Annotated in this window: 34 protein-coding genes; 31 read left to right on the forward strand and 3 right to left on the reverse strand. The window is 52.9% G+C overall.

Annotated elements, in window-relative coordinates:
• Nucleotides 1-191 precede the first annotated feature (191 nt).
• The 3 genes from JCM17207_RS08760 to JCM17207_RS08770 all read right to left on the reverse strand — a co-directional run bounded on the left by JCM17207_RS08760 (nucleotide 192) and on the right by JCM17207_RS08770 (nucleotide 1776).
• The gene (locus JCM17207_RS08760; RefSeq protein WP_238317291.1) at nucleotides 192-479 is read right to left on the reverse strand and encodes a helix-turn-helix domain-containing protein; all 288 of its coding nucleotides are present in this window, start codon (nucleotides 477-479) and stop codon (nucleotides 192-194) included.
• A 764-nt stretch (nucleotides 480-1243) separates the two neighbouring features.
• Nucleotides 1244-1528 (reverse strand): hypothetical protein, encoded by a 285-nt coding sequence (locus JCM17207_RS08765; RefSeq protein WP_238317292.1) that lies wholly within the window; start codon nucleotides 1526-1528, stop codon nucleotides 1244-1246.
• Between the two features lie 56 nt (nucleotides 1529-1584).
• The gene (locus JCM17207_RS08770; protein WP_238317293.1) at nucleotides 1585-1776 is read right to left on the reverse strand and encodes a hypothetical protein; all 192 of its coding nucleotides are present in this window, start codon (nucleotides 1774-1776) and stop codon (nucleotides 1585-1587) included.
• 239 nt (nucleotides 1777-2015) lie between these two features.
• Between JCM17207_RS08770 and JCM17207_RS08775 the strand changes: the two genes are divergently transcribed.
• From JCM17207_RS08775 to JCM17207_RS08925, 31 genes are all read left to right on the forward strand, one after another.
• On the forward strand, nucleotides 2016-3131 hold the full coding sequence (locus JCM17207_RS08775; protein WP_238317294.1) for a hypothetical protein: 1116 nt from the start codon (nucleotides 2016-2018) through the stop codon (nucleotides 3129-3131).
• A gap of 14 nt (nucleotides 3132-3145) precedes the next feature.
• The gene (locus JCM17207_RS08780; RefSeq protein WP_238317295.1) at nucleotides 3146-4528 is read left to right on the forward strand and encodes a DUF6138 family protein; all 1383 of its coding nucleotides are present in this window, start codon (nucleotides 3146-3148) and stop codon (nucleotides 4526-4528) included.
• A 10-nt stretch (nucleotides 4529-4538) separates the two neighbouring features.
• The gene (locus tag JCM17207_RS08785; RefSeq protein ID WP_238317296.1) at nucleotides 4539-5381 is read left to right on the forward strand and encodes a DUF2262 domain-containing protein; all 843 of its coding nucleotides are present in this window, start codon (nucleotides 4539-4541) and stop codon (nucleotides 5379-5381) included.
• Nucleotides 5382-5399: 18 nt separating this feature from the next.
• The gene (locus JCM17207_RS08790; RefSeq protein ID WP_238317297.1) at nucleotides 5400-5633 is read left to right on the forward strand and encodes an Imm17 family immunity protein; all 234 of its coding nucleotides are present in this window, start codon (nucleotides 5400-5402) and stop codon (nucleotides 5631-5633) included.
• Between the two features lie 13 nt (nucleotides 5634-5646).
• On the forward strand, nucleotides 5647-5859 hold the full coding sequence (locus JCM17207_RS08795; RefSeq protein WP_238317298.1) for a hypothetical protein: 213 nt from the start codon (nucleotides 5647-5649) through the stop codon (nucleotides 5857-5859).
• A complete protein-coding gene (locus JCM17207_RS08800; protein ID WP_238317299.1) occupies nucleotides 5856-6251 on the forward strand; it encodes a hypothetical protein in 396 nt (131 codons plus the stop codon). Before JCM17207_RS08795 ends, JCM17207_RS08800 begins: the two co-directional genes overlap by 4 nt.
• A complete protein-coding gene (locus JCM17207_RS08805; RefSeq protein ID WP_238317300.1) occupies nucleotides 6242-6829 on the forward strand; it encodes a hypothetical protein in 588 nt (195 codons plus the stop codon). Before JCM17207_RS08800 ends, JCM17207_RS08805 begins: the two co-directional genes overlap by 10 nt.
• 10 nt (nucleotides 6830-6839) lie before the next feature.
• Entirely contained in the window at nucleotides 6840-7982 is a 1143-nt protein-coding gene (locus tag JCM17207_RS08810) for a hypothetical protein (RefSeq protein WP_238317301.1), read from the forward strand.
• 26 nt (nucleotides 7983-8008) lie between these two features.
• The gene (locus JCM17207_RS08815) at nucleotides 8009-9088 is read left to right on the forward strand and encodes an ankyrin repeat domain-containing protein (protein WP_238317302.1); all 1080 of its coding nucleotides are present in this window, start codon (nucleotides 8009-8011) and stop codon (nucleotides 9086-9088) included.
• A 4-nt stretch (nucleotides 9089-9092) separates the two neighbouring features.
• Complete coding sequence (locus JCM17207_RS08820; protein ID WP_238317303.1) at nucleotides 9093-9713, forward strand: hypothetical protein; 621 nt, start codon at nucleotides 9093-9095, stop codon at nucleotides 9711-9713.
• Nucleotides 9714-9727: 14 nt separating this feature from the next.
• A complete protein-coding gene (locus JCM17207_RS08825) occupies nucleotides 9728-10318 on the forward strand; it encodes a hypothetical protein (protein ID WP_238317304.1) in 591 nt (196 codons plus the stop codon).
• 14 nt (nucleotides 10319-10332) lie between these two features.
• Nucleotides 10333-11172 (forward strand): DUF2262 domain-containing protein, encoded by an 840-nt coding sequence (locus JCM17207_RS08830; RefSeq protein ID WP_238317305.1) that lies wholly within the window; start codon nucleotides 10333-10335, stop codon nucleotides 11170-11172.
• 13 nt (nucleotides 11173-11185) lie between these two features.
• Nucleotides 11186-11689: a DUF2004 domain-containing protein gene (locus JCM17207_RS08835; protein ID WP_238317306.1), complete on the forward strand. Its 504-nt coding sequence runs from the start codon at nucleotides 11186-11188 to the stop codon at nucleotides 11687-11689.
• A gap of 16 nt (nucleotides 11690-11705) precedes the next feature.
• Nucleotides 11706-12026, forward strand: coding sequence for a hypothetical protein (locus JCM17207_RS08840; RefSeq protein WP_238317307.1), 321 nt, complete (start codon nucleotides 11706-11708; stop codon nucleotides 12024-12026).
• Nucleotides 12027-12149: 123 nt separating this feature from the next.
• On the forward strand, nucleotides 12150-12704 hold the full coding sequence (locus JCM17207_RS08845) for an SUKH-3 domain-containing protein (RefSeq protein WP_238317308.1): 555 nt from the start codon (nucleotides 12150-12152) through the stop codon (nucleotides 12702-12704).
• Between the two features lie 23 nt (nucleotides 12705-12727).
• Nucleotides 12728-13576, forward strand: a complete 849-nt coding sequence (locus tag JCM17207_RS08850) for a YwqG family protein (protein WP_238317309.1) — start codon at nucleotides 12728-12730, stop codon at nucleotides 13574-13576.
• Nucleotides 13577-13580: 4 nt separating this feature from the next.
• Complete coding sequence (locus tag JCM17207_RS08855; protein ID WP_238317310.1) at nucleotides 13581-14582, forward strand: DKNYY domain-containing protein; 1002 nt, start codon at nucleotides 13581-13583, stop codon at nucleotides 14580-14582.
• A 14-nt stretch (nucleotides 14583-14596) separates the two neighbouring features.
• Entirely contained in the window at nucleotides 14597-14923 is a 327-nt protein-coding gene (locus tag JCM17207_RS08860; protein ID WP_238317311.1) for a DUF5713 family protein, read from the forward strand.
• A 5-nt stretch (nucleotides 14924-14928) separates the two neighbouring features.
• Nucleotides 14929-15279 (forward strand): DUF6572 domain-containing protein, encoded by a 351-nt coding sequence (locus JCM17207_RS08865; RefSeq protein WP_238317312.1) that lies wholly within the window; start codon nucleotides 14929-14931, stop codon nucleotides 15277-15279.
• A gap of 36 nt (nucleotides 15280-15315) precedes the next feature.
• A complete protein-coding gene (locus JCM17207_RS08870; RefSeq protein WP_444979639.1) occupies nucleotides 15316-16047 on the forward strand; it encodes a DUF4241 domain-containing protein in 732 nt (243 codons plus the stop codon).
• Nucleotides 16048-16058: 11 nt separating this feature from the next.
• Nucleotides 16059-17018, forward strand: a complete 960-nt coding sequence (locus JCM17207_RS08875) for an NTF2 fold immunity protein (RefSeq protein WP_238317314.1) — start codon at nucleotides 16059-16061, stop codon at nucleotides 17016-17018.
• A gap of 14 nt (nucleotides 17019-17032) precedes the next feature.
• Nucleotides 17033-17602: a hypothetical protein gene (locus JCM17207_RS08880; RefSeq protein WP_238317315.1), complete on the forward strand. Its 570-nt coding sequence runs from the start codon at nucleotides 17033-17035 to the stop codon at nucleotides 17600-17602.
• A gap of 84 nt (nucleotides 17603-17686) precedes the next feature.
• Nucleotides 17687-19168 carry a hypothetical protein gene (locus JCM17207_RS08885; RefSeq protein ID WP_238317316.1) on the forward strand — a complete coding sequence of 494 codons (1482 nt, stop codon included), beginning with the start codon at nucleotides 17687-17689 and terminating at the stop codon, nucleotides 19166-19168.
• 14 nt (nucleotides 19169-19182) lie between these two features.
• Entirely contained in the window at nucleotides 19183-19737 is a 555-nt protein-coding gene (locus tag JCM17207_RS08890) for a hypothetical protein (protein ID WP_238317317.1), read from the forward strand.
• 18 nt (nucleotides 19738-19755) lie between these two features.
• Nucleotides 19756-20367 carry a hypothetical protein gene (locus JCM17207_RS08895; RefSeq protein ID WP_238317318.1) on the forward strand — a complete coding sequence of 204 codons (612 nt, stop codon included), beginning with the start codon at nucleotides 19756-19758 and terminating at the stop codon, nucleotides 20365-20367.
• Between the two features lie 29 nt (nucleotides 20368-20396).
• Nucleotides 20397-21047, forward strand: coding sequence for a hypothetical protein (locus JCM17207_RS08900; protein ID WP_238317319.1), 651 nt, complete (start codon nucleotides 20397-20399; stop codon nucleotides 21045-21047).
• Between the two features lie 94 nt (nucleotides 21048-21141).
• Nucleotides 21142-21420 (forward strand): hypothetical protein, encoded by a 279-nt coding sequence (locus tag JCM17207_RS08905; RefSeq protein ID WP_238317320.1) that lies wholly within the window; start codon nucleotides 21142-21144, stop codon nucleotides 21418-21420.
• Nucleotides 21404-22273: a riboflavin biosynthesis intermediates N-glycosidase gene (gene ybiA, locus JCM17207_RS08910; RefSeq protein ID WP_238317321.1), complete on the forward strand. Its 870-nt coding sequence runs from the start codon at nucleotides 21404-21406 to the stop codon at nucleotides 22271-22273. The genes JCM17207_RS08905 and ybiA overlap by 17 nt, the downstream gene beginning before the upstream one ends.
• Complete coding sequence (locus JCM17207_RS08915) at nucleotides 22261-22719, forward strand: C-GCAxxG-C-C family protein (protein ID WP_238317322.1); 459 nt, start codon at nucleotides 22261-22263, stop codon at nucleotides 22717-22719. Before ybiA ends, JCM17207_RS08915 begins: the two co-directional genes overlap by 13 nt.
• 23 nt (nucleotides 22720-22742) lie before the next feature.
• Nucleotides 22743-23186, forward strand: coding sequence for an Imm51 family immunity protein (locus JCM17207_RS08920; protein WP_238317323.1), 444 nt, complete (start codon nucleotides 22743-22745; stop codon nucleotides 23184-23186).
• Nucleotides 23176-23505: a hypothetical protein gene (locus JCM17207_RS08925; RefSeq protein WP_238317324.1), complete on the forward strand. Its 330-nt coding sequence runs from the start codon at nucleotides 23176-23178 to the stop codon at nucleotides 23503-23505. Before JCM17207_RS08920 ends, JCM17207_RS08925 begins: the two co-directional genes overlap by 11 nt.
• Nucleotides 23506-23520 lie beyond the last annotated feature (15 nt).

Consider the following 23520-nt stretch of genomic DNA (forward strand, 5'->3'; position numbering starts at 1 on the left):
GGGCCGCGAGTTACGGAAGTATCATTGTCTGGAAGTACCAGGAGGCTGCTTATTCAATTTTCAAGGTCCGCCAGCTTCGGGCTTGTCCTCCCTTTGGGGGGAGTCCCTTGCTGTGACTATATGATACATTAGAAATTTCCGCTGCGGGACTCTCTTGTAGAGAGCCTAAGGCTCTCTCGTAGACAACCCTGTTACAGGTTTTTCTTCATTTGAACCAAAGTATCGATCACTGTATCAAGCTCAGAATGTATATAACCAAGCTTTGACGCTTTTCCCAAAACAAGGTAATCTAACGACACTGAAAAAATCACAGAAAGCTCTACCATCAGATCCAGTGAGAACACTCTCCTAGCTCGTTCTAGTGCTTTCACATGATTCAGGCCGACATTGAGCTGTTCAGCAAGCTCCATTTGAGTAAGTCCTTTTTCTTCACGCAGGGATTTGATTCTCTTTCCACATTCAACAGGATCAAAGCGCATAAGGATATCCTCCAGATTTTGAAGCGTGTGTTGACGGTCAAAATCCGAAGGTCAGGGGTACTTGGCGATATACGTCTCCCAGCACTGGCGCATACGTCACTCCTGTGTGGCGAGACGGAAGCACCTCCCTGTGCTATCTGGTAAGATAGGAGAAAATAAAAAAGGCCGACAGACAGCCGCAATTCCTCTGGGGAATTGCTTCCGTCTGCCGGCTCGTCCGGCCTATAGCCGGTTCAGTCCTATCGAACAAACTTTTGACTCCTGACTTGTGTTCTTAAGGGCTTAAACCCAGTTCAACACCTCTACAGTATGTCTCAATACAATATTCACTTGTTGGGTTATGTAATTCTTTAATTCAATGTTATTTATGCGAGGTTCACAGCCAAATCTTCAAAAAATTTGGATGCACGGGTCACAATCACTTTATTATGTTCCATTTCAATTACCCAATGACGTTTGCATTTGGGGCATTGATGATAGCCAATGACTATAATTTTTCCACACATATGCCGGGTTCCGCACTTGGGACAGTTGGACACGCTCAGGTTGATTCGCTGGTCTGAAGCCATTAAAATGCCCCCCTTTTCTTTGTGAATTTGATTTTGAGTTTACAGTAGATAGTGCTGATAGCAGGTTAAATTAAGGCCCATTATAGTGGAATGTGATTTTTTAATCAAGGTTTATTCTGTCGAAGCCTGTCGAGTCAAAAAATTTCTTTTTTCAACTCTAAATATCACACCATTAACAACCGGGTACAGTCTTTTCTACAAACCAGCGACCAAGACGGCCAGTGAACCGAGGGTCGATATGTTCAAAAAAAGCAGCTTCTCGTTACCATGAATCAAAACGGTAAAATAATCCATTGCCAAATCGTTCCTCGTCATCCCTGCCGGACGAAAGCCTTGCACCTTTTCAATAGGGAAAGTCCGGCCATCTGACCAAGTAATGGACACCGGCTGCATATACCCGGTAGAATCAAACTCAGCTGTTACCTTTACATATACCCGCTCAGTATGGGGGCGGCCAACTCCCAGGTCATAACCTTCCATTCAAGTCACCTCTCAAACTACAGTTTGTATCTTGATATCATAATACCACGCTGCCGTTATATTGTTGATATAGCATCATCAAACAACTCTTTGTTTTTGGCAATACACAAAACAAGGGCCGCTATTATGTTTGCCACCCTTTTCTTTTCCATCGCTTTTTCTAAAATTATTTTAATCGTGCAAATTTGCAGACCTATTGCTTGGCTCTCCCATTTTCCAAGGATTTGTGGTATAATTATAAAAATCATCTTTGCTTTTCTTCAAATCAAGACAACTCACCTAACGATGAGGCTCTCTTATGGAATCTTTGTTCCGGCAGCCCAGAGCTGCCCCTTCTTTTTCCTATAATTTGCTGGTCTGCCAAAGACCTAGGCCCGCTTTACAGGTAGGGTCTGGATTTGTGCAGCCTTTTCGCGCCTTGCTTTGTCCTGTCCAAGTGACAGGATAATGCAGGGCTTTTTCTTTTATCTGAAAGGAGTCAATCAAGATGAGTCTGAAATATACCTGCCCCAGCTGTGGGACACCTTTGGGCTATGAGGGATTGTGCTGGAAATGCAGGTGCGAACAGGATCGAAACGCGGCCCTCGCCTGGACACCGGAACAGATCGCGGAAAAGCAGCAAAATCTAATTCAGAACATCCAGCGGCTGAAAGAGATGGAGGACCCGGAACTCACTGACTTTTGGCAGCTCCTCAGTTACCAGGACGCCATCACCCCGGAGATTCAACGGGCTGCTCTGGCCGCAGAGGTGTTCTGGCCCTGTGAGATCTATTATCACGCTCCCGCCGATGTGCGGGATGGCCTGATCCATGCGCTGTTGTCCGCGGAATATTCCAGCGCGGCCTCCAACCTGATGTGTTGCCTTGCTATGCAGGGAGATGACAAAGCAATGGAGACACTGCTGGAGCTGGAGCGGAATCCTCGCCCCTGGCGAAAGGGCCTCTATGTGGACCCATCCAGCTACGCCCAGATCGGCGGCTGGACTTTTGATAAAGAGGGCCGCCGTACCCAGCTCACCTTCGACACCTGTTATCCCATGGTCAAGGGAGCTTCCAGCGAAGCATCCCCCGTCCGCATTGGTCGGGCGCGAAAGGACACCTGCCCCCACTGCGGCGGGCGTATGGCGGATATGCTGGTACTGGATGGTCGGGACGAGCGGCTCCGGTTCCTGGGGCTGAATGGCATCCTGACCGCCACCTGCTGCCCCAGCTGTGTGGGATTTTTGAAAGGTCCAGCCTTCAATCGCTTCACTTTGGACGGCGGCGTGGAGATCTTTCCTTCTGAACTTTTTGACGAAGAGGAAAAGATGGATTGCTATGTTAGCCCCGAGGAGTACAAGGCCCTCACCGAGAATCCCTTTGTGCTGGGCAAATCTCCTGTTCCCCTGTTTTATGGATGCGCCCGTGAGGATGTAAACACCATCGGCGGCTTTGGCAACTGGGTTCAGGATGCAGAATATACCACTTGTCCCCAGTGCGGCAAGCCCATGAAGTATCTGGCCCAGATCCAGTGGGATACGGTGTTTGACTGTGCAGAGGGAACCCTCTATGTGGAGTTCTGCCCGGACTGCCAGATCGTCTCCATGCAGCATCAGCAGACTTGAAAGGAGATCGCGCCATGAGTTTGCCCAAGCGTGACGGCGTACATGACCGCTACTACCTAATCCACAAGCCGGACACCTCCCCGGAGGTGCTGGCAGAGGCCGATCTCTGCATACAGGATATCCTGAACGGCACTGCCCGAGAAAATCACGCCGCCTTCCCCACCGTGGTGCGGAACCACAACGGAACGCCGTTTCTCCCCGATCAGCTGCTGGAACGATATCTGTCCAGACTGCCGCTGAAGGGCTTTCCTTACGAAAAAGCAGTCACCTTCTGCGATGCCCTGCGGCGGCTGGCAGGCTGGCAGGAGATCCGCTATACGCAGGAGAAGTACATCGAAAGCCAGGTGCAGGATCGGTTCTTCCTCGTGGGAGAGCGGGACGATGGTTTCTCCGTCTTTCCGCCCTGTACGGTTCGCCCAGAGCTGCCACCGGAAGATGTGGATGACGGCTTGCTGCACTTTGCCTGCTATGTGGCCGTCTGCCATACGGTGTATGGGCAGAGCTTTGAATCTCTCACCACTGAACATATCCTGGGGCTGGTTTCCCAGCTCCGCCCCGCCATGGTAAAGGAACTGAAAATCCATGGCAGCGGCAAGCTGCCGCCCTCCATCCAAAAGAGAAAGACCAAGCACCTGACCGCATCAGCCAATGACGCCTTTGCCACCATCCGTATCACCGCAAGGGACTGCGGCGAGGGGGCTTGTGAGGAAGCTCTCACCTATCTGATTGAGATTTTGGAGCAGCCGGAGTTCCCCCGCAGCTATTCCATCGAGTTCAGGGGGCCCGAAAAGATCTACCTGCCCATTCCCGGCCTGCCCAGGAAAGGCGTCAATCAGCTCTTTGCCTGTGCGGTGCGGTATCCCCGCCTTCATGTCCGAATGGAGAATTATGCTGGGCTGGCCATGCGGGAGGACGAGTGGTACAACAACCTCTCAGATGAATCCTGTGCCATGCCTGGCACCTTTGCCGTGTTTGCCCTGGGGCTGGAGGGGCCGAAGTGGTGGCGGCTGGTGTGCGATTACCTGGATCGCTGTGATGCCGAGCACTCCTCTTTGCAGGAAAAGTTTATTCACACCTTTTTCGAGAAGTACGGGTTTACTGCCCAGTCTCTGCCGGTGTTGGTCCACGGTGTCCAGTCCATGCAGAATCTGAAGCCCGTAAAGGAGTTCCGCACTCTGATCGCCAATGAGGAGAGCCTGGATGCTCTGCTGGAGATCAAAGGGCATCTGGAATATTACCTGCCGGACGAATCCCGCAGTGACAAAAGGACGCTGGCCTACCTATGGCGTGATGTGCTCTGGGCCATTTGGGGTTCATCCTCCGAAAATGGCGGCAGCAAAGTCATCAAGTCTGCGCCGAAAGACCTGAAAGAGAAATACCGGCAAGTATTTGCGTAAGGAGAAGTCCATGAAAAAGAGAACGGCCAAGGACTTTGTTGCCCTGTATGCCCCGGAAGATGAAGAAAAGCTGGTGCTGATCCAAAGCGGCACCAGCGCCGACAAAACTTTTCTGGATACCTTTTGGACGGCACATACCCATGCTCTGGCCATGGCGGATGCCCAGACTGGGCAGGTGGTTTCCGACCGTTGTTACCTGAGCTGGCCCCTCACTGACCAGGAACGGGAGTCAGGCACATACACCAATCGTTTTGCCAAGGGTCAGGTCTACCGGATCAAAGCCCGCGGCTGGAAAGGCGATGCTCTCAGCGAACCCCAGTGGTATGTCACAGGCGTGCTGGAGGAAAACGTCCCCTGCCCTGCTCTGGAAGCGATCTGGGCGGAGTACACAAAACCTATCCTTCTGAAAGATGAAGTGCTGGGGACCCTCACTCTGGACCGTGAACTGAGTATGTTCGACGGGGCCTGCCAGTGGATGGGAAGCGAAGTCCGCATTTCGCTGGACGTAGATATGGAAAAGAAAACCTCCTGGACCCGCGCCGTCAATGTGATGAAGAAGCTGCTGGCCGATCAGGAGACCTGGGACAAGGCCCTGCGGGCCATGGCAGCCCAGAAACTCACGGTGCGAGCCAACGAGTGGCTGGCGGACAATGACCAGACCAACCGGGACCCGGAGAAAGACCCCATCACCGAGGAGGAATTTGCCCGGCGAATCTTTTTGACAGACTTTTCTGTTTCGCCTGGCGGGCGCTTTACTGCATGGTTTGAGGACGACGATCTGTTCTGGGGCCATGTTATCACAGTGGACGGCACCCTGAAAAAAGGGGCTGTTGATGCGGATATACAGGGGTAAAGAGAGGAGGACACCTCAATGAACAGCGAAAAGATCACAGCTTTTTTACAGGCACACTGGGAGTGGGTGACTTTGATCATGGGCGTTGTGTCCGTGGCTGGCTCGATTCTGAATTGGAACTGGCTCTGCGACCCTACCGGCAAGCCGGATTCCCACCGCTATGGCCGCGGCTCCCGCCGGGTGATTTTCTTCCTGCTGGGAATCGTGCTGATTGTGACCAGCATTTGGAGCCTTGTCATGGTGCCGCATTAGGAGGCTGTATCCCATGACCCAAGAAGAACAGATCCGCCTCTATCGGCTGTTGGAAAAGCTCAACTGGTTTTTTCACCAGGAGATGCACTACCTGGACCGGGAGACGGCAGAAAAGACCGCCCGGGAATGTTACCCGGAGATTCGGAATTTTACATACGACATTTTATGGAACGACCTGCCCAAAGAGGTTCAGGAGCAGCTCATGGACGAGGAGGAATCCCTGTGAGTACCCTGATTCAATCCTTTGAAAACCTGCGCGACAACAAAGTTCTGCGCTGCTGCGCTGACTTTGAAGCCCACACCCTGCACATGGATACCCGGACTGAGGCCGGAGAGAAGGTATCCGTTCACTTTACCGGTCTGATGGCCCACTGGTTTGAGAATGTGATTCAGGACAACATCCTCTTTGGCATGGATGAGATCACCGTGGACGGCTTTTTGGAGCAGTACAAAGACCTGCTGGGCAGAACCATCCCTTATGGTTTCCCTGCCTGCTGCGGCATCGAGGAGCTGCGGCGGCGCATGGAGCGGGAGCGCATCCGGGTATTTGTCATTGACTCATCCCTTGGACTGTGCGGATTTGTACTGGCTCAGGAGGTGGAACTGCAATGTCCATAACTGCCTATAAAGTAGAAGCCGTCGGTCATGACCGTACCGGCAGGGACTTCGGCTATGTGAATATCATGTACCGCTATGGCAACAAGCAGTCTTGTCCCCGTCCAGATCAATGTGAAAAGATGGAGGTCATGTGGGCGGACGAGAGCGTCTATGGGCCGCCTGCTCCTGGCAGCAAGGTGGGCGACTTTATACAGACATGGCTGATGGGCTCCTGGGACTGCGGAGTATTTACCCACCGGGAGATTGCCCAGCGGCTCATGGATACCTTCACCGGTCTGAAGCTCAAGGAACTGGCGTGGTTTGAGAACCCCAGAGAAAAAACTCTGAAAAATGGTAAACCGCGTGCGCGCCGGGCCAAGTGGCTGCCGGATCGGGAGGTGGATCTGGTCTACCTCTATTCCGACCGCTATCTTGACGCCAGAAATCCCTCTCCCGCCGAAACCGACTTCTTCACCGTCACAAGGATGGATGCCTGGGGCGTGAGCACCTGGTTCATGTGTACCCCAGAAGCCGCCGAGAAGCTGATCGCCATGAATTACGACAATCTGGCCGTCAAGGAAACCACCATTGTGGGATAGGAGAAAATGAATGATGACTTTGGAACAACTGCCCCCCAAGGGCGTAAAGCGAGAACAGGCCATTTTGGAGCTGGGCAAGGATGAAGCAAACGGCGAACTGCTGTTCCAGCTTGTGAATACAGAAAAGGGCAAGTGCAAAACGGCTGCTCAAAAGGCTTTGGCGCAGCTGGAGTATGCCCCTGCTGCCCCACTGTGGGCCAAGCTGGTCCAGGGCAAATGGATGGGCAGCAATATCATGTCGGATGCCTGTTCCGACTGTGTATCGGAGCAGATTGCCCCAGTTATTCTGAAGACTCTCTCCCAGCTGCTGGACGAGGGGGACACAAAGCCGCTGGATATAGAACAACTGAACTTCTGTTTCCATTTGATGTTGGGGAAAGCCTCGCCTAAAATGCTGGAGGTCTACCGCTTCCTGGCAGAAAACACCCAGCGGATCGCCCAGCTGAAACGCATGCCTGTTTATTCTGATGATGATTGTACCTCCTGGTGGATTACGGACGGGCTTCGCATTTGGGATGCCACACCCAAGGAAAAAGAGAAAATTCCCGCTGTGGTGCTGACCGCCTCCCTGATCCGCAACCCGGATGAGCGACTGCAAGCATTGGCTGATGAGCTGAATGAACGCTACGGCGGCAGCTGGCTGATGCCGGTCTTTATGAAGGCGATCATCACCCAGCCCAAGGAGCAGGTGTACGAGACCTATTCGCCCCTTCTGGATACGCCGCAAAAAGGCTATTTGTTCCATGCGCTGGGAATGCTCCATTACCGCTGTTATCCGGAAGACTGGACCTATGAACGCCTGGGCCCGGATGGAATGATCGCTCTGATTTTCTGGGGGGATTATAGCTATGGAACCTATGACACAAGGTTTATGATTGAACGCTATGTGGATCTGGATGAGCGGTGGCTCTTTGATTTGGCCAAGGACCCAGAGGGCCGCAAGCCTACGGTGACATGGCAGACCTACAACCGGGGCGGTGTGCTATATGGAAGCTACGACGAAATGTTCATCAGCCTGCTGCCCCTCAAGGTGGAGAACCCGGAACTGAAGCGCGTTCTGTGGGACTATTTCCGCATCCGTAGCCAGAAAAAGAAGGTGGCTAAGAGCATCACTGTTTACAAAGACGCTGCTGAGCGGTTCGGGGATGAATGAGTACAAGTCGAGAAAGCAGGTGCCTTATGTACCAAATTGCATATATTGGCCGCTGGGAGACCCTCCCGGAAACGGCTGCCGCCATCTGTGACCATGACACGCCCAAGCTGGAGGCGCTGCTCCAAGGCGGTCTGGATTTAGATGTTCCCATCCAGCTCAGCGAATACATCAAGCTGATGCCATTGGAGATCGCGGTTTTTCGGAATGATGTGACCATGATCCACTTCCTGCTGGAGCATGGAGCTGACCCCGGTCTGGCAGAGGAACAGCCCCTGCTGCTCACCGCCGCCCGCTGTTGTGGGCCAGAGGTGGTGGCGCTCTTTGCTGGACAGGCCGCAAAACTCAGCTCGAAGCAGAAAGAGCGGGCCTTCCAAGAAGTACGCTGGGGCAAGCGCCCGGAGAATATCCAGGTACTGGAGCAAGCCGGGATCACGGTGGAGAAGTTTGGCGGCGAGGCATTCCGGGCCGCTGTGTCCGAGGGCAACATCAAACTTGCCCGGCTGCTTCTGGAGAAAGGTGCGGACATCAATTACCACAAGCCGGACATGGTGTTTCCAAACGCCTCCACCGCTGTCACCGAAGCTGTCCGACACAAAAATCTCCCCATGGTGCGCTGGCTCATTGAGCAAGGAGCCGACATCACTATTGCTGACAAATACGGCGACCGGCCTTACACCGTGGCGGTGCAGAACAAGAATCAGGAGCTGGCCGACTACCTGAAAGCCCTGGAACCGGAGGAATGGCACAACGAGCAGGAGAAGCTCCGACAGCTTATGCCCTACAAGCTGCCTGCCAAGCTGGTGGAATACTTGAAGACCGGCCCCCTGCGGCTGGAGTTCCCGGATCAGGAATGGGTGAAGTGGGCGGAACTCTACTCCTTCATGGATGTACAGGAGATGACTTGGAAACGGAAGAAGCTGCTCTCCCTGATGGTGCAGATGGACAACTACAGCGACTATCTGCTGCTGTGGAGCCCCAGGGACAAAAAGCTGTGGTATCTGGACATCGAGCATGAGGAATTCCACCCTCTGGCCAAATGGGATGACTTCATCGCAGATCCCGGCCGGTATCTGAACGGGATGATTGAGGGCGAGTTTGAGGAGTAAAGCCATGACATCAATAGACTTTCTGAACAAGGTACATAAAAGCCTGGATTCGCAGGAATATAGCCTCTCTTATTCTCCGGCCAAGTCCAAGAATTATATGCTGTACTGCAATGGCAACTTCATCGGCGGCCTGTTCGATGAGGAACTGTGCTTCGTCTACGCCGACAGTGTGAGTGAACTGCTGGGGCAGCCGGACCCCGTCTACCGTGGCTACTCCAGCACCGCCCAGCACAGGATGCTGGTGATCCCGGAGGAACACTGGTCAAAGGCACTAAAACTGCTCTATGCTGAGAAATTTGACTGGAGCCGTTTGGTGTACGACATCACCTACACCAGCATTGGCGCGGCTGTGGTGGAGGACTTTTACGATGAGAATGTAGTCTTCCTGCGCTTCTGCTTTGAAAAGGAACTGTTGAAAAAGAACCCTCTGGACCGGCAGGGCCGTATCCTGCGGATGGTCTATATCAACCAGGACTTGACAAATACCGGTAAATATTTGTTTCCTGAGTTGCTGGACAAGTTCCTTGCCTTTTTTGATCGAAAAGGAAAAACCAGCCTGGAAACCATGCTGAATCGGTGGTACACCGCGCTGGAGAAGGAGTACCGCAGCCAGACAGCAGAATAAAGGAGGGCGGCAACATGACAGAAGAAAACAGAACCTACATCACCCATCTCAAGGTCACGGATGTCCCGTGGCACCGGCTCACCACCACCTATGGCCGGGGGACGAATTTTCCCGCACACCTGACAGTGCTGGAGCAGATGCGTGATTTGGCATCCGTCAAAGAGTCCCTCTACAAGCTCACCACCAACATGGAGCACCAGGGTACCCTGTGGCACGCTACCCCTTTCGGTATGGTGTTCCTGTGCCGAATTCTGGAGAAGGCCCTCGCAGACAGTGGGCAGAACCCTGCGGCCCATTTCCTGGCCGGGGAGCTGCTTGACTTCTTTGCCTGCATCCTCCAGTGCTTTCACGATGGGGATGAGATGGAACACGCCTCTCCCCTCCCCTGCTTCTCCGATTTGCTGAAGGAAGAATACCTGTGGTCGGAGGAATATGACGAGGAAGAAGATGAGATGCGCTACGAGGAGGACGAGGTCTTCCCGGATGACCTGTTCTATAGCTTCTATTACTACTCCTGGCAGGCGGTGAAAGCCTACCAGGATGTATTGGAGCAAGTCCCGGCAGAGTTTGCCCAGCCTGCTGCCGCAGTGCTGGAACTGCTGTAAAGGAGGCTGCACAGATGTTTGAAGAATTCTATGAGATGTACGAGCCCGAGGAGCAGGAAGTGGTCGCTCTGATCAATCGCTGCATTGGGGGCGGATTTAACTGGAAAGGCAACTTTTGGGAAATGACCGTTGTGACGCTGGGCATCATGTTCTGTGACACCGGCAAGGTCAGCACCAAAGAGGAGCAGCTGGATTGGCCGGTCACCGATGAGGAACGCAATGGCGAAAAGGGCTGGGGCCGCTTTCAAAAAGAGCAGATCTGCCGCCTGAAGATTCGCCGGATGAAAGAAGAATGGGCAAAGGATCTGGTGGTGCGGCCCTGGTGTATCTCCCAGGAGGTCAAGACCCATGAGGACTGCCCGGAACTCGGGGCTGTTCTGGAGGAATACCACAAGCCGGTGGTGATCCAGGACCAGGTGCTGGGAGAACTGACACTGGACAAGGACTACGGTTCCTTTGAGGGCGAAATCCAGTGGTACGGAAAGGATGTGAGCCTTTCTCTGGAAGTCAATTCTGAGAGCAAGCCTTCCTGGACCCGCGCCCGCAGTGCCGCCAAGAAGCTGCTGGCCGACTGTGAAACCTGGGACAAAGCCATGCGGGAGCTTGCAGCCAAGAACCTGACCGAACTGGCCAACAACTGGCTCTCCCAAGATGAAGAAAATCCCCGTGACCCAGAAACAGACCCCATCACCGAGGAGGAATTTGTCCGGCGGATCAGCCTGACGAGCCTGTCCGTCACCTCCGGCGGCAGCTTCACCGCCTGGTTTGACTGCGACGAGATGTTCACCGACCATGCGGTGACGGTCTACGGCTCCCTGAAAAAGGGCCTCAAAACTGCCAACATTGAGGGGTAAGGAGGATAGCATTATGAAACTGAACTGTAAACGCATTGATTTTACATATACGCCCGGTGAGGAAATCTTTAACTTTCCCGAGGAATCGGGACTGCCCTTTCTCTTCGATGTAGATGAAGAACTGACTGCTGATCCTGCTGCCATGGATGTGGTGGGAGAAATGCTGGATGAGGCGGAGAAATTGGCGGAGAAGGCCAAAGCCGCCATCAAATCGGCGCTGGCGGACGAGGACAGCCGCTACCATAGCGTTGTGACATTTTTCATGGAGTTCCACCGGGACGATGTAGGCCCGGATATTGCGGCGGAACTTTTTCCGGGAACCGACCCATCCAAGCTGTCCTTTGCCGAGATGGTGGACTTTTTGAAGCTCAAACGGTTCGGCAGTCTGGTGGATGACGAGATGGATCAACAGGTTTTCATTATAGATCTGTCCTTCAACCCGGAGATCACCGACGAGCTGATGGTAATCTACTTTGACTTGAACAAGGAGATTTTCTGTATCACCCATGAAAGCTGATGCGAGAGAATTGCCTATGGAAAAAGCGACTGCTGTTAATACCTGCTTAGGTGTTTTGAAAGGACGGGACTGCATCTATCTGGACCAGGTGAAACAGGATGCTCTGAACAATCTGACCTTTACGGGGGACATCAATGGCCATCTAATCTCCCAGCGCAGGGACGAAAAAGACTGGTTTCCCTATACACTCACCTTCCGGCAGGTGCTGGCCTATTTTACTTGTGAATTGGACACCTATGAAAATATGGCTGGGACGGAGTATCTGGATGGCAGTTCCTTCGATTTAATTGAGGACAGCACCTGGCTGAAGTCTCTGGCCGGTGCGGGAGGACTTTGACAAAGGCATCTATCGGCACTACCGGCTGTTTACATACGATGATGTTTACAACATCATTGCAGTTTTCTATGAGTTTGTGGCAGAGTTGTAAATGTCTGAAATCTGGTAATGGAGGTAACCACCATGATCAAAGAACGCATCCCCATTTCCGGCAATCTCAAAAACAAGGTCAGGCAGCTGATGGAGTACGCCGGATGGCAGGAAGGGCGAAAAGTGGACATCTCCATTGCGGAGAAGTATTACGCCGATCATGGCGTCCCGATGATGAAGACTACCCAGCGGTTTTATCGCAAGTATTTCGGCCTGTGCTGTGAGTGGTACCTGGAGCAGAAAAAACTGAGCTGGGCGGCTGACTTCCAATTCGCTTTGTTCCCTTACCTGGTCAACGGGATCAAAAACCATTTGGAAGAAGCCTATTTTCGGGATATGTCCGGCTGTGAACTGGCAGAGATCGAACAGGCTGCCGGTGAAAAATGCCAGCCTATCGGTCATATCGGCTACTACTACCCGGCGGAGGTTTGGATCTCCGAGTACGGGAAACTGTATGCGAAATATGAGTACCAGGATGAGATTGAGTGCTTTCCAAATGTGTTTGCCCTGATCGAACGGGACCTGCGACAATGCAAATTTGATTCCGCTGCCATGAAAACCGTGGAGGCACTGGACGGAAAGCTGTAAGAACTCTTCAAGGAGGAACTGACATGAGCATCAAAGAAAAACTGGAGTCGTTGGGCAGAAACAGCATTCAGCTGAAAATTGCCAGAAAAGAGACATACAAGCTGGGCGCTACCCGCTTCGGCGGGAAGCCGGATGTGCCGCCGGACTTCGTTTGGCCCACCTATGAGGGCGAGAGCTATGACCATGTGGTGAAGAATCGTCCTCTCACTTTCCTGGCTCAGTTCAACTGTGCGGAACTGGCCCAGTTTGACAAAGAGCATCTTCTGCCCGATCACGGCCTGCTTTCCTTCTTCTATGAAACGGACACCCAGTGCTGGGGCTATGATCCTAAGGACAAGGGCTGCGCCTGCGTTTATTGGTTTGAAGATCTTTCGGCTCTGTCCGCTGCGAACTTTCCTGCGGAGATGGGAGAGGATTTCAAGTTTCCCATGGTCAAGATCAAGCTGGATGCCAAGACCTCCTATCCTTCCTGGCAGGACTTCAGCGAGGTGTTCCCGGATGAAAAGGATGACGACGCTTTCAACGATGCTTTGGATGAACTGACTGGCGAGGACCCTGAGAACCCGGATGATCGCTCCCAGCTGCTGGGCTGGCCCGATGTGATCCAGAACAGCATGTTTGACGAGTGCGACCTGGTGACTCAGGGCTACTATCTGGGCAACGGCTGGCTCAATATCCCCAAGGAGGTCCGTCAGCGGGCGGAAGAAACGGCCCGTGACCGCTGGATGTTGCTGTTCCAGCTGGATATCGTGGAGCTTGGCGACTTTGAGCTGATGTTCGGAGACTGCGGGCACATCTATTTCTACATTACCAAAGAGGACCTGGCCGTCCGCCGCTTTGACCGGATCTGGCTGATCCTCCAGTGCTATTAAAATCATGAAACAGAACTTTACGGCTTGGCGCAATCAAATATTGCAGAATCCCCAGAACATTTCACCGCTGAAATTTGGAATGTCACAGGATGAGGTGATAGAAATTTTCGGCAAGCCCGATGCTGTTTCCACCATGAGAAGCGACGGGAAACCTCTCATCCTCAAATATCATGACATTGAACTGCATTTCGATAGAAAGGCCCCTCATGGGCTCCATTTGGTTTATAGTGACGATGAAATCGAGCTGAGCATAACAGATCATCACAAAGAAGTGCTGCAGCCGATCACAAACATAGAGCCGGTGGACAACGAGTTTTTCCTTCAAGATGGAGCCGTTTATTTCTCTGGCCTATATGAAAACGGCTTGTTGAAGGGTGTTTCACCCAAAGACTTCTGCTGCTGGCATTACTGGGGCAAATCCTCTACGGCCTGCTTTCTCGGCGGGATTCGTCTGCGTGGAGCAGACCCGGCATCGTTTCGGGTACTAAACTATGCCTACGCGATGGATAAAACAGCCGTCTACACCACCAGCGGGAGAATCCCAGATGTAGAGCTGGCAGCCTTCCAGGTATTAGACAATGGCCAGAACGATTCGGGTGCGCCCCGGGGATATGCAAAGGACAGCCGGCAGGTCTACTTTCACAACGGAGACGGCAAGGTGAAGATCATCAAAGGCGCGGAAGTTTCCTCTTTTCGCTCGTTGGGCGACACCTATTTTGCCAGGGATGAGAAACGGATCTATGCTTACGGTAAGCAGCTCCCCAAGGCAGATCTCCCCTCATGGGAATTGCTCAGTCACTGGTATTCCCGCGATACCAGGCGGGTGTACTACCTCAACCGGGAGATCAAGGGGGCGGATCGGGACAGTTTTACGGTATGCACCCCGCTGGACGCACCTCCGCTTGCCGATCATCTGGCCCGTGACAAGGAACATTTTTACCAAAACGATGAGATGATTGAAGAACCGCTGTGGCGGGAAAGGCTGCAAGCAATACAGGAAAAATGAAAGGAGCAATCCCTATGAAAGCATTTGACCCCAATTACAAACTGCTGGACGAGATGTATCAGGACGATTACTATCCTACCTTTCTGGTGGACAAGGTAAAGGACGAACTCCAGAAGGTCATCGACCTGCTTGAGAGCGGCGAAACCGACACCGAAGTGGTGCAGGAAACGCTGGACGAGGCGGTCTGCGGGATCAATGACCTCCAGGACGAATTTTATGAGAACGACAGCGAGATTGAAACGGTGGCCCGGGACTGCATCGGCGTCACAGTAGACTACATTTTGAAGTGGTTTGGCATTCCCATTGATATGGAGGAAGCCATCCGGGAAAGGGACTGGTGAAAACAATGTCCATTGAAAATATGTTTGGCGACCTGGATAAGATCGACATTCTGGCGGAAAAACCCGAAACAAAGGAAGTTTTAATGGTCCTCGTCTGCAACGGGTTCATTGACGGCTCCCCGGAAACACAGAAGGCCCTGCTCGACAAGATGGAGGGCTACCTGAACCACACCCAGAGCGAGGAATTTCAAAGGGAATATGGGGACTGGTCCGTGATTTTGCGGGTGACCCTTGGTCGGGAACCGGATGAGCGCGTCCTGGCCCTGCTCAGTAAGTGCCCCGCATGGGCAGAGGACTATGGCATAAAGCTGGAAATTGAAATTGGAGGAAAACAGGTTCGCATCGTAGAGAGCTAACCTATGCTCAAACCGAATCAACAGGAGGAAACAAGTATGCCGACTGCCGAATGGATGAACAGATATGAAACCATCAAAGACAAACTGACCTGCAAAACGGACCTAGAAGCCTATTTTACTGAAAAAGCAATCGGAACTATGGAAGTGGACGTGCTGGACATCGGCGCAGTTCACTTCCCTACCGGAACTATCTTCGCCTGTGACCCGCTGGTGGAGCTGGAAGACACGCTGCCCTTCATCCAGACAATCCCTGCCGGGACTTATCCAGTAAAGATCTGTGTGGTGCCCAGTAAAAAATACGGCGACCGCTACGCCTGCGCCAAGGTGGAGGTCAGTGGGGAAAAGCCTGTCCGCTATGAGCTAGCCATGACAGGCAAAGAGGACCTCAATGAGGAACTGGGCGAGGACGATTATTTTGGCTTTGGCGTAGACGCCGGGATGGGCTGTGTGGCAGACATCCAGACCCAGGCAGCCTTCAAGACCTACTGGGCCAAGCGGCTGGAGGAAGACCCGGATATCGACCCTTATAACGACCTGTTCTGCGACCTTCTGGAAGAAAACGCCAAAGCCCATCCCAAATATCAATCGAGCTATGGCGACTGGCTCAACTGGACCGTGCCGGACACCGACTGCAATCTGCCCATCTTCGCCTCTGGCTGGGGTGACGGCTACTATCCGGTCTACTTCGGCTATGACGCAAAGGGCGAAGTCTGCGCCGTGTATGTGCATTTCATCGACATTGAATCCAGCTACAAAGAACAGGCATAAGGAGGCAAACCATGGAATGGCCAAAACGGGCACGGACAGCAGACTGGGTAAGTGGTGTCCTGACCTTAGACGGAGAAAAGCAGTTTGAAGTCCCGGAGCTGACCGCAGAGATCATGGAGCGGCTGGCCGGTTACACCCTGGTGGGCTTCCATGTGAAAGGCTATCCGGTGACGGATGACCTGCTCTCCCCTTTTGCCGGACACAAAAACATGACCAACTTCGGCGTTGAGGACGGCGCCCTCACTGACGGCTGTTTCCCTGTCTTTTCCGCCATGCCCAAGCTGCGCTATCTGCTGCTGGACGGCAATGCCGCCATCCACGGCAGCGGTCTGTCCGCCCTGCAAGGCTGCAAGCTGGACCTTATCACTCTCAACCGCACCAGGCTGGATGATGCCGGGCTGCTCCAGGCGGCCTCCATCCCCAAACTCTCCCACATCCAGATAGACCATACCGCCGTTACCTATGAGGGCCTGCTGGCCGTCGCCAGCAACAACTACATCGAACCGGTAGCCCATGTGCAATTCACCAAAGAGCAGATGGAACACTTCTCCCAGCTCCAGCGGGAGAAAGCCAAAAAGCCCGTCCAGCTAGATGAGAAGGCAGCGGAGGAATGCCGCAGGGTGCTGTTCGCTTTCTTTATAGAAATGACGGAATGGGAGCAGTACATGGAGCAGGCCGGGTTTGAAGATGCCGAGGCGGTGCCCCGCCTGCTGGCGATTTGGGAGAAGTATGTGAGCGAAAAGCCCCGTCCGGGCTACCGGCCTCTGGGCCTCTCCTACAGTGCCCAGGGCACCTACAACGGGGAAGAATTCCTTGATGCGGAGCAGATCACCAAGAACAAGCTCTACATCTACACCAAAGAGCAAAATACCGGCTTTGACCGCCGCTTCCTGATGAAGCGTGTGGGCGATGGCTGGAGGATCGACGCGGTGCAGGAGCGGCTGGATGGCTGGCAGCGGACAGGATTGTAAGGGAGGTATAATGGATGATCTATAGGTTTACGGAAGTATTAAATGATCTTGTTAATTATTTTCTCCTTGGTGACATTTTGTTGCTGGAGGACTGGAAGCAGGCAAATCATCTTTCAGATGATTTAGCGATGGAGTTTACCACAAACGAAAGCGGCGACAGGGTGTTTGCCGAAGGAATTGTAATCCCAATGACCGGTATTGAAAACTATCCCTATACCATATTGTTCAATCTCTCTGGTGATAGACCAGAGCTGTGCAAAGAAGGAAACCGATTGCAACTTAGAAAAAGTGGTTATTCCCTCAAAGTAGATCATAATACGCTGATGCTTTTTACATGGCCGATATTGGAACAATTTACGCCTGAAAAGGTGAACGATCTGATTTCTTATTATAGAGTGTACAAGAAACCAATGATTGAACTCACAAATGGCTGGTATCATATCGAGATTTTAGGTGGAGAAACATTGCAGGATGGGGACTATGAACCTACATTTGAATTTGTGATACAACCAGTCACAAGCGAAGAAGCCACAATGAATGCAGATATGAATTTTAGCTTTGAAATTACAAGCTCTGCTTATTAGAGAAATCTATTCCTACCGAAGATGAAAAGGAAGCCATGACGGGGATTCTATCTGGAAAAGAACGGATGAGAGGAGCGTGCTGCCATGAAAGCCAGCGCCGGAGAGGTCTATACGGTCTACAACCAATATCTGAAACGCTACACCGCCTGCCAGGTAGCCTATATTGCGCCGCCGGACACGGTGAGCAAAGAATCTTGGGCGGTGGTCCTCTCTCTGGATTGGGTGGGAGACGCCCCTCTAACCGCGGACGAACTGCCCCATCTCCGCCCGCTCTACAAGGACTTCATGTACTGGTCCCGCGACCTCCACCTGCTGCGGGTGCCGATGGAGGTCCCGCCCCAGTATAAGCTGGTGGGCACACTGCCGCCCTTCACCGACCAGCCCTGCCGCTCCTACGGAGGCTGGAGTGACGGCTATGATGTGTATCTCCAGATCCGGTGGCAGGCCATTCCGGAGGAACGGCGGCGGGCCTTTAAGGAGGCCATGGAGAGCGACGAACAAACGGAGATCGGCGGCATCCCGCTGAAGGTCAGCAGCCATCGGGTGATGGACCAGTACGCACCATTCGATTCGGCGCTGGAACTAAAGGCGCTGCCTTGCCTCTCCACCCTCATCTGCGAGCGGTGGCACCCGGATCTGCTGGAGTTTTTGCGGGGAAACCCCTTTGTTGATGAAGTGACTTTGCTAAACCACGGTCAGAGGACACTGGATCTGCGGGGCACCAGCATCCGAAAGCTGATGCTGGACATGACCGGGCTGGAGGAACTGTGGCTGGGTGAGGACACAGAGCAGCTCCTGTTCCAGAACAAGGGGCCGGACGCCTGTACCATCCACGCCCCCGAAGATGGCGGCAATTTGACCCTCCAATTTATCGAGGAATACCGCCCGCACACGGAACTGCCGAACCTATGGGGGCTGCATGGCATCGAGCTGAAGGACTTTGATCTGACCGGGCTGGTTGCTGTCCATCCCCACCTGAAGGAGCTGAGACTCTGGGGCGCACCGGGAAACCTAGGAAACTTCTCCGCCGTGGAAGGGTTCCGGGAACTGACGAATCTCTCCACCTTTGACCTGTTCGGCTTCGGGGCGGACGATATCCCCACCCCGGAGCAGATGCCGGAGCTTCGATGGTTCTGGATGACCAGCCTGCCGGAGACGGCGGCAAGAGCGACAAAGCAGCTCTGGAAAAGCAAGCCGGGAATGGATCTGCGGATCACTAAGGCCCGGAAACCGGAGTGGCTGGCGCAAAACCTTGACAATCCCTTCCGAGGCTGGGACGGTGCGGAGCATATCCCCGCCTCCGCTGCGAAAAAGGCAGCCAATCAATACCGCAAGACCCGTTCCCAGCTGATGAAGTTGGCCGCTGAACCGGGCGAGGACGCCCAGGCCCAGGCACTGGAGGCGGTGGCAGCCTACACTCAGACCTTCAACAAGATGGGCTTTATCGAAACCGAGGAGCGGGATGAAATTTACATGGCCCTGCGGGGTATTCTGGATGCCCTGCCGGGCGACACGCTCCAGGAAGACGCCCTGATTGATAAATTTGATGAGCTTCGTGATTTTTGAGGAGAGCAAGCTGTATGATAGAGTTCAGCAAAGATCATAGTCCAGCATGGCTTGAAATGATGTCAGCCTATCAGGTGTTTCGGGCCAAGTTGTCTGAATGGTCATGCAAATCAGACCAAGTGAAACAAATGGATTTATTCCTGGAACTTGATTCTTGGGAAAACCGGGACATTCATAGAAGGATGCTGGTGCTGGCTCTCCTGCGAAGCACTGAGATGTGGGATAAAAAAGTGCTTCTCCTTGTCCAGAAAGAACTGACAGAGGCTGCCTTATACGAACAGGATGAAGTTGCCGCTTATGCACAAATGGCACTTTCAAAACTCAAGGGCCAGTCGGAACGGCTTGTCATCGCTGACGAGGTTCTACGTTTGGCGGCAATTGAGGAGGAAAAGACGGAGCCTGATCCCATTGTGTTCCACAACGGCTGCCTGCTGCTGTACGATTTACAGTGTGAAGCGCATTTTTTGCAGTATGTAGACCGATATGCGAATCTGATCGAGCAAGCATACGGTTTAGAGGAAAAAGACTTGGCGGACATGAAGAGAACACTGCGGGCAGAAATAAAATAACATGAAGGGGGCAGTACATTGAGCTACACAAAATTCCGCAAGGCAGTGACCAAGTGGCTAAAAGCCAATGGCCTGCCCTGCTATGGAACAGCCTACGATAGCCCCGAGGAAACAAAGGCCCGTCTGGACGCATGGATGCTCGGCAGCAAAGAGATACTGCACCAGTGGATCATAGAAAAGCGTTACCGGGAACTGATTTCCTGCGCCCACGGAGGCTGGTATCAGGATGATGTGATCTTTGAACCTCTGGCTGAACATTTTGTAGAGTGCCGCCTGTTTGATGAATTACGGTTTCTCTGTGAGCGCGGCATTCGTTTTTCTGTGGAAGATATGCTGTCAGCCATCAAATCTGAGAAAGAAGAACATGGTTCACCTGATCCAGAAATGATTCAGGCCATAGATGTTCCAAGCTATGTGGCAGGCCCCAATTATTCCGGTTTAGGCGAAATCGCCAAATACAGGAAACGGGCACTGGATCAGATCATCCGCTATACAGGCTACCTAAAGCAGATTGATGCGCCTAAGGAATATTTGGAACAGGTACAAAACCTGCAAAAAAGTGTTGCTGATCTAACAACGAAGACCAAAGACTTGAAACCATTCCGGTTTCACTTGCCGAGCGCGTTATAAGTTTCTAACGATCTCAAGAGGTACAAAATATGAAACACCTTAAAATTCTTGTTCCAGCGATATCTCTATCGGCTCTCCTCTTTTTGGGGGCCTGTAACAGCAAAACCACATCCTCCCCTGCTTCGGAACTTTACAGTCAGGGCCTTGCACTGGTATCTGAAATGAACGAAGCAATCCAAAGCGAAGCCTGGGTTTCCCTCTTTACAGGCGATACCGCTGTGAGAGAAATTTTGTCAAACGCTGGCCAGGGGGACTTCTCCCAGCCCAAAGCTGTCTATGAAATCCAATTTTCCGACCAGGCCGTTACCAGCCTTACCGGCCAGGCCGATCTGACCGGCTTTCCTGAATCTTTGCAGAAGCGCATCTATGCCGCCATCCAGAGTGCCGCAGCCAACCAGATCAATGCCATGGACGGTGCAGAAACCTTGGCCGCTGCCAGCATCTGCACCGTTTCGGACACCTTCGTCTGCGATGGCCTGACTGAAAACACCCTCTACCTATACACCTATGAAAATGCCACCCCAGTCATGGTTTCCTTTGTGGTCGGACAGGACAGTGCCGTATTGGCCACCGGTGTCCCGATTCTCTCTGATAGCTTCTCCCCTGACTCCCCCGAAAACGTCCAACTGTTCTTGGAAGACTTTGGGGCACAGGTCAGCGAAATCACCATTCCAGACTAAAATGCACATTGTCTGGAACTTTATAGGACTTTAAAAATGATACAATGATACAATGTTCTCAGAAAAAGAGACAATTGCGGTAAGAGGTACAGGTATGGAACAGAAAGTTCTCTACAATGGTCAAATCCTTACGTTGACCCGATTTTGGGCAACGGGAGACCCTTGCCTGTGGATCACTGATCCACAGCAAACTGAGATGGCCAAGATGGAGTTTGTGGGAGGCCACCCGGACGAATACTGCATTTTCCTGAAAAATCTGACGGAAACAGAGCTGGCACAAATCACATCCCTGGACGGCGCTCCGCTGGATGTGAAAGAAGAACTGCGGCAGCATCAAACAAGAAAGGACAAACCCTATGGCACTACAAGATAAGAAAATAATGCCTCCCCCTTGGCTGGCCCACCGGGAGATCGAGCGATACTCCATTGGCTGGCGCATGGGCTATGGGGAGGATTACATATACCGATTTGGCGATTGGCTGGACACCCTCTCCCCGGAGGAGCGGACGGAATATCGCACCCTCTTTCCCGAGCCGGTGACCTGGAGGGGCTGGTGGGATGACGAGGACAGCGGCAAGGTGCTGGAGCATGGTGACTTCTTGGTGGATGCGTGGCAGCCGGAGGGCCAGCCCAAGTACACCCGCCAGTGGCTTCAGCAGGAGTTTGCCGATGGGAGAACGCGAGAGCTGTGCCTGTTCTGGGGGCATCAGCCTTCTGAAGACGGCCAGCTGACAAAAAGCTGCCTTAGCCAGTGGTGGATGGAGGACTTCTATACGACGGCTGACTCCTACCTCTGCATGGAGCAGTATATGATGGCTGCCAAGGCCGAGTTGTTCGGTGACAAAGAAATTCGGGATCAGATTTTAAAATGCAGCGACCCAAAGCAGATCAAGGCCCTGGGCCGCAAGGTGCGGGGCTTTGACCAGAAAGTATGGGACAAGTTCAAATACGCCATCGTGCTGCTTGGCAACTGGCACAAATTCAGCCAGAACCGGGAGCTGCGGGAGTTTCTCCTTTCCACCGGGGACAGCGTGCTGGTGGAGGCCAGCCCCTATGACAACATCTGGGGTATTCGCCTCCCGGCCAACTCCCCCGAGGTTCAGGACCCGATGAAGTGGCGGGGACAAAACCTGCTGGGCTTTGCGCTGATGGAAGTACGGGACGAGCTGCGCCGGGTGACAGAAAACGAAATGCTTTGCGATTGGAGCAGTGTATGGGAAACATGAAACTCTACGAGCTAGTCAACTTTTACCACATCGACACCGACTTGACCTGTGCCGAAGCTATGTTCCGGGCCTGCAACGAATACTATGGCCTCCATTTATCTGAGGAAACCCGCAAGATGTTCTCGGTAATGGGTATCGGGATGCAGACGGAAGTGTCCTGCTGCGGGGCCTTTACGGTGGCCGTGGGAATCATCGGTCTGATGACCGCCAAGGAAGGCCATACCGACGTGGACAATATGGAGGGATACCAGCTTATCTCGGAGCTGACCCTGTTCATGTTGAACCAATACGAAATTCTCCAGTGTGCCGGGCTGCAACGCCTGGAAATACCAGGCTACAAACGCCCCTGCCACGCCATTGTGGAGGCGCTGGCCAAAAAGCTGGAGGAATTGCTGGTGGGCCGCAGGCTCTTCCGCCCGGAAAACGGAGGCCAACTGAGCTCCTGATGTGCCGGAAAGAGAGGGATTGCATGAAGGACTTTTGCCAATACGGAAATCGCCGGGATGATGAATGGGAGATTCTGCCCTGGATACCCGATCCGCGCCCGCCCTTCAAAATCTGGGTGAAGCCGGAGCAGATCGCGCCGTTCTTTCTCATTCCTCACCACCCCTATGCAATCTCCCTTCTGCTAAAGATCAGCGACGGATTCCGGACGGAGGAATTCTGCCGGCTAGGATTAACCGGAAGCAGCGAGGACTGGGAGCGGCTTGTCCGGGGCGTGATCCGGGAGTTCGAGGAAAACAATAGCGGTGAGGATCTGTTTCACTTCGACTCCGACGAAGATGTGTTCTGCGTGTACTCCCAATACATCGACGATTTGATGCTACTGTCCAAAATGGTCCGGGCGGCCTGTGACAATGAAAAAACGATGGGAACTTATCTGGGTATAGGTGAGGTGGAACATGAGAAATAAAGAGCAGGAGTTTGCATGGCGAAAAGTAATAGAAGTCTGCATGGAGGATGTGAAACACCACTTCGATGACATCCAGCAGGCCATTGAGTTTGGCTACTACATCCAGCCGGACAACTACTTTGTGTCCTACATCTTTGCCACAGACTCGCAATTAGAGACAGCACGGCGGAGCGGCCTGACAGAACAGATCAATTCCTATCACAGAGAGCAGCTGATAAAGCGTCATTACCCCATTGAGGGAATCAAGGACTGCACCTTTGCCTCACAGGAGGAATGTGACCGGGAATTTGGCGGGAATTGGTATTACTATTTCAAATAATATGATGAGGGGATC

The sequence above is a fragment of the Faecalibacterium gallinarum genome, from assembly GCF_022180365.1.
Lineage (GTDB): Bacteria > Bacillota > Clostridia > Oscillospirales > Ruminococcaceae > Faecalibacterium > Faecalibacterium gallinarum.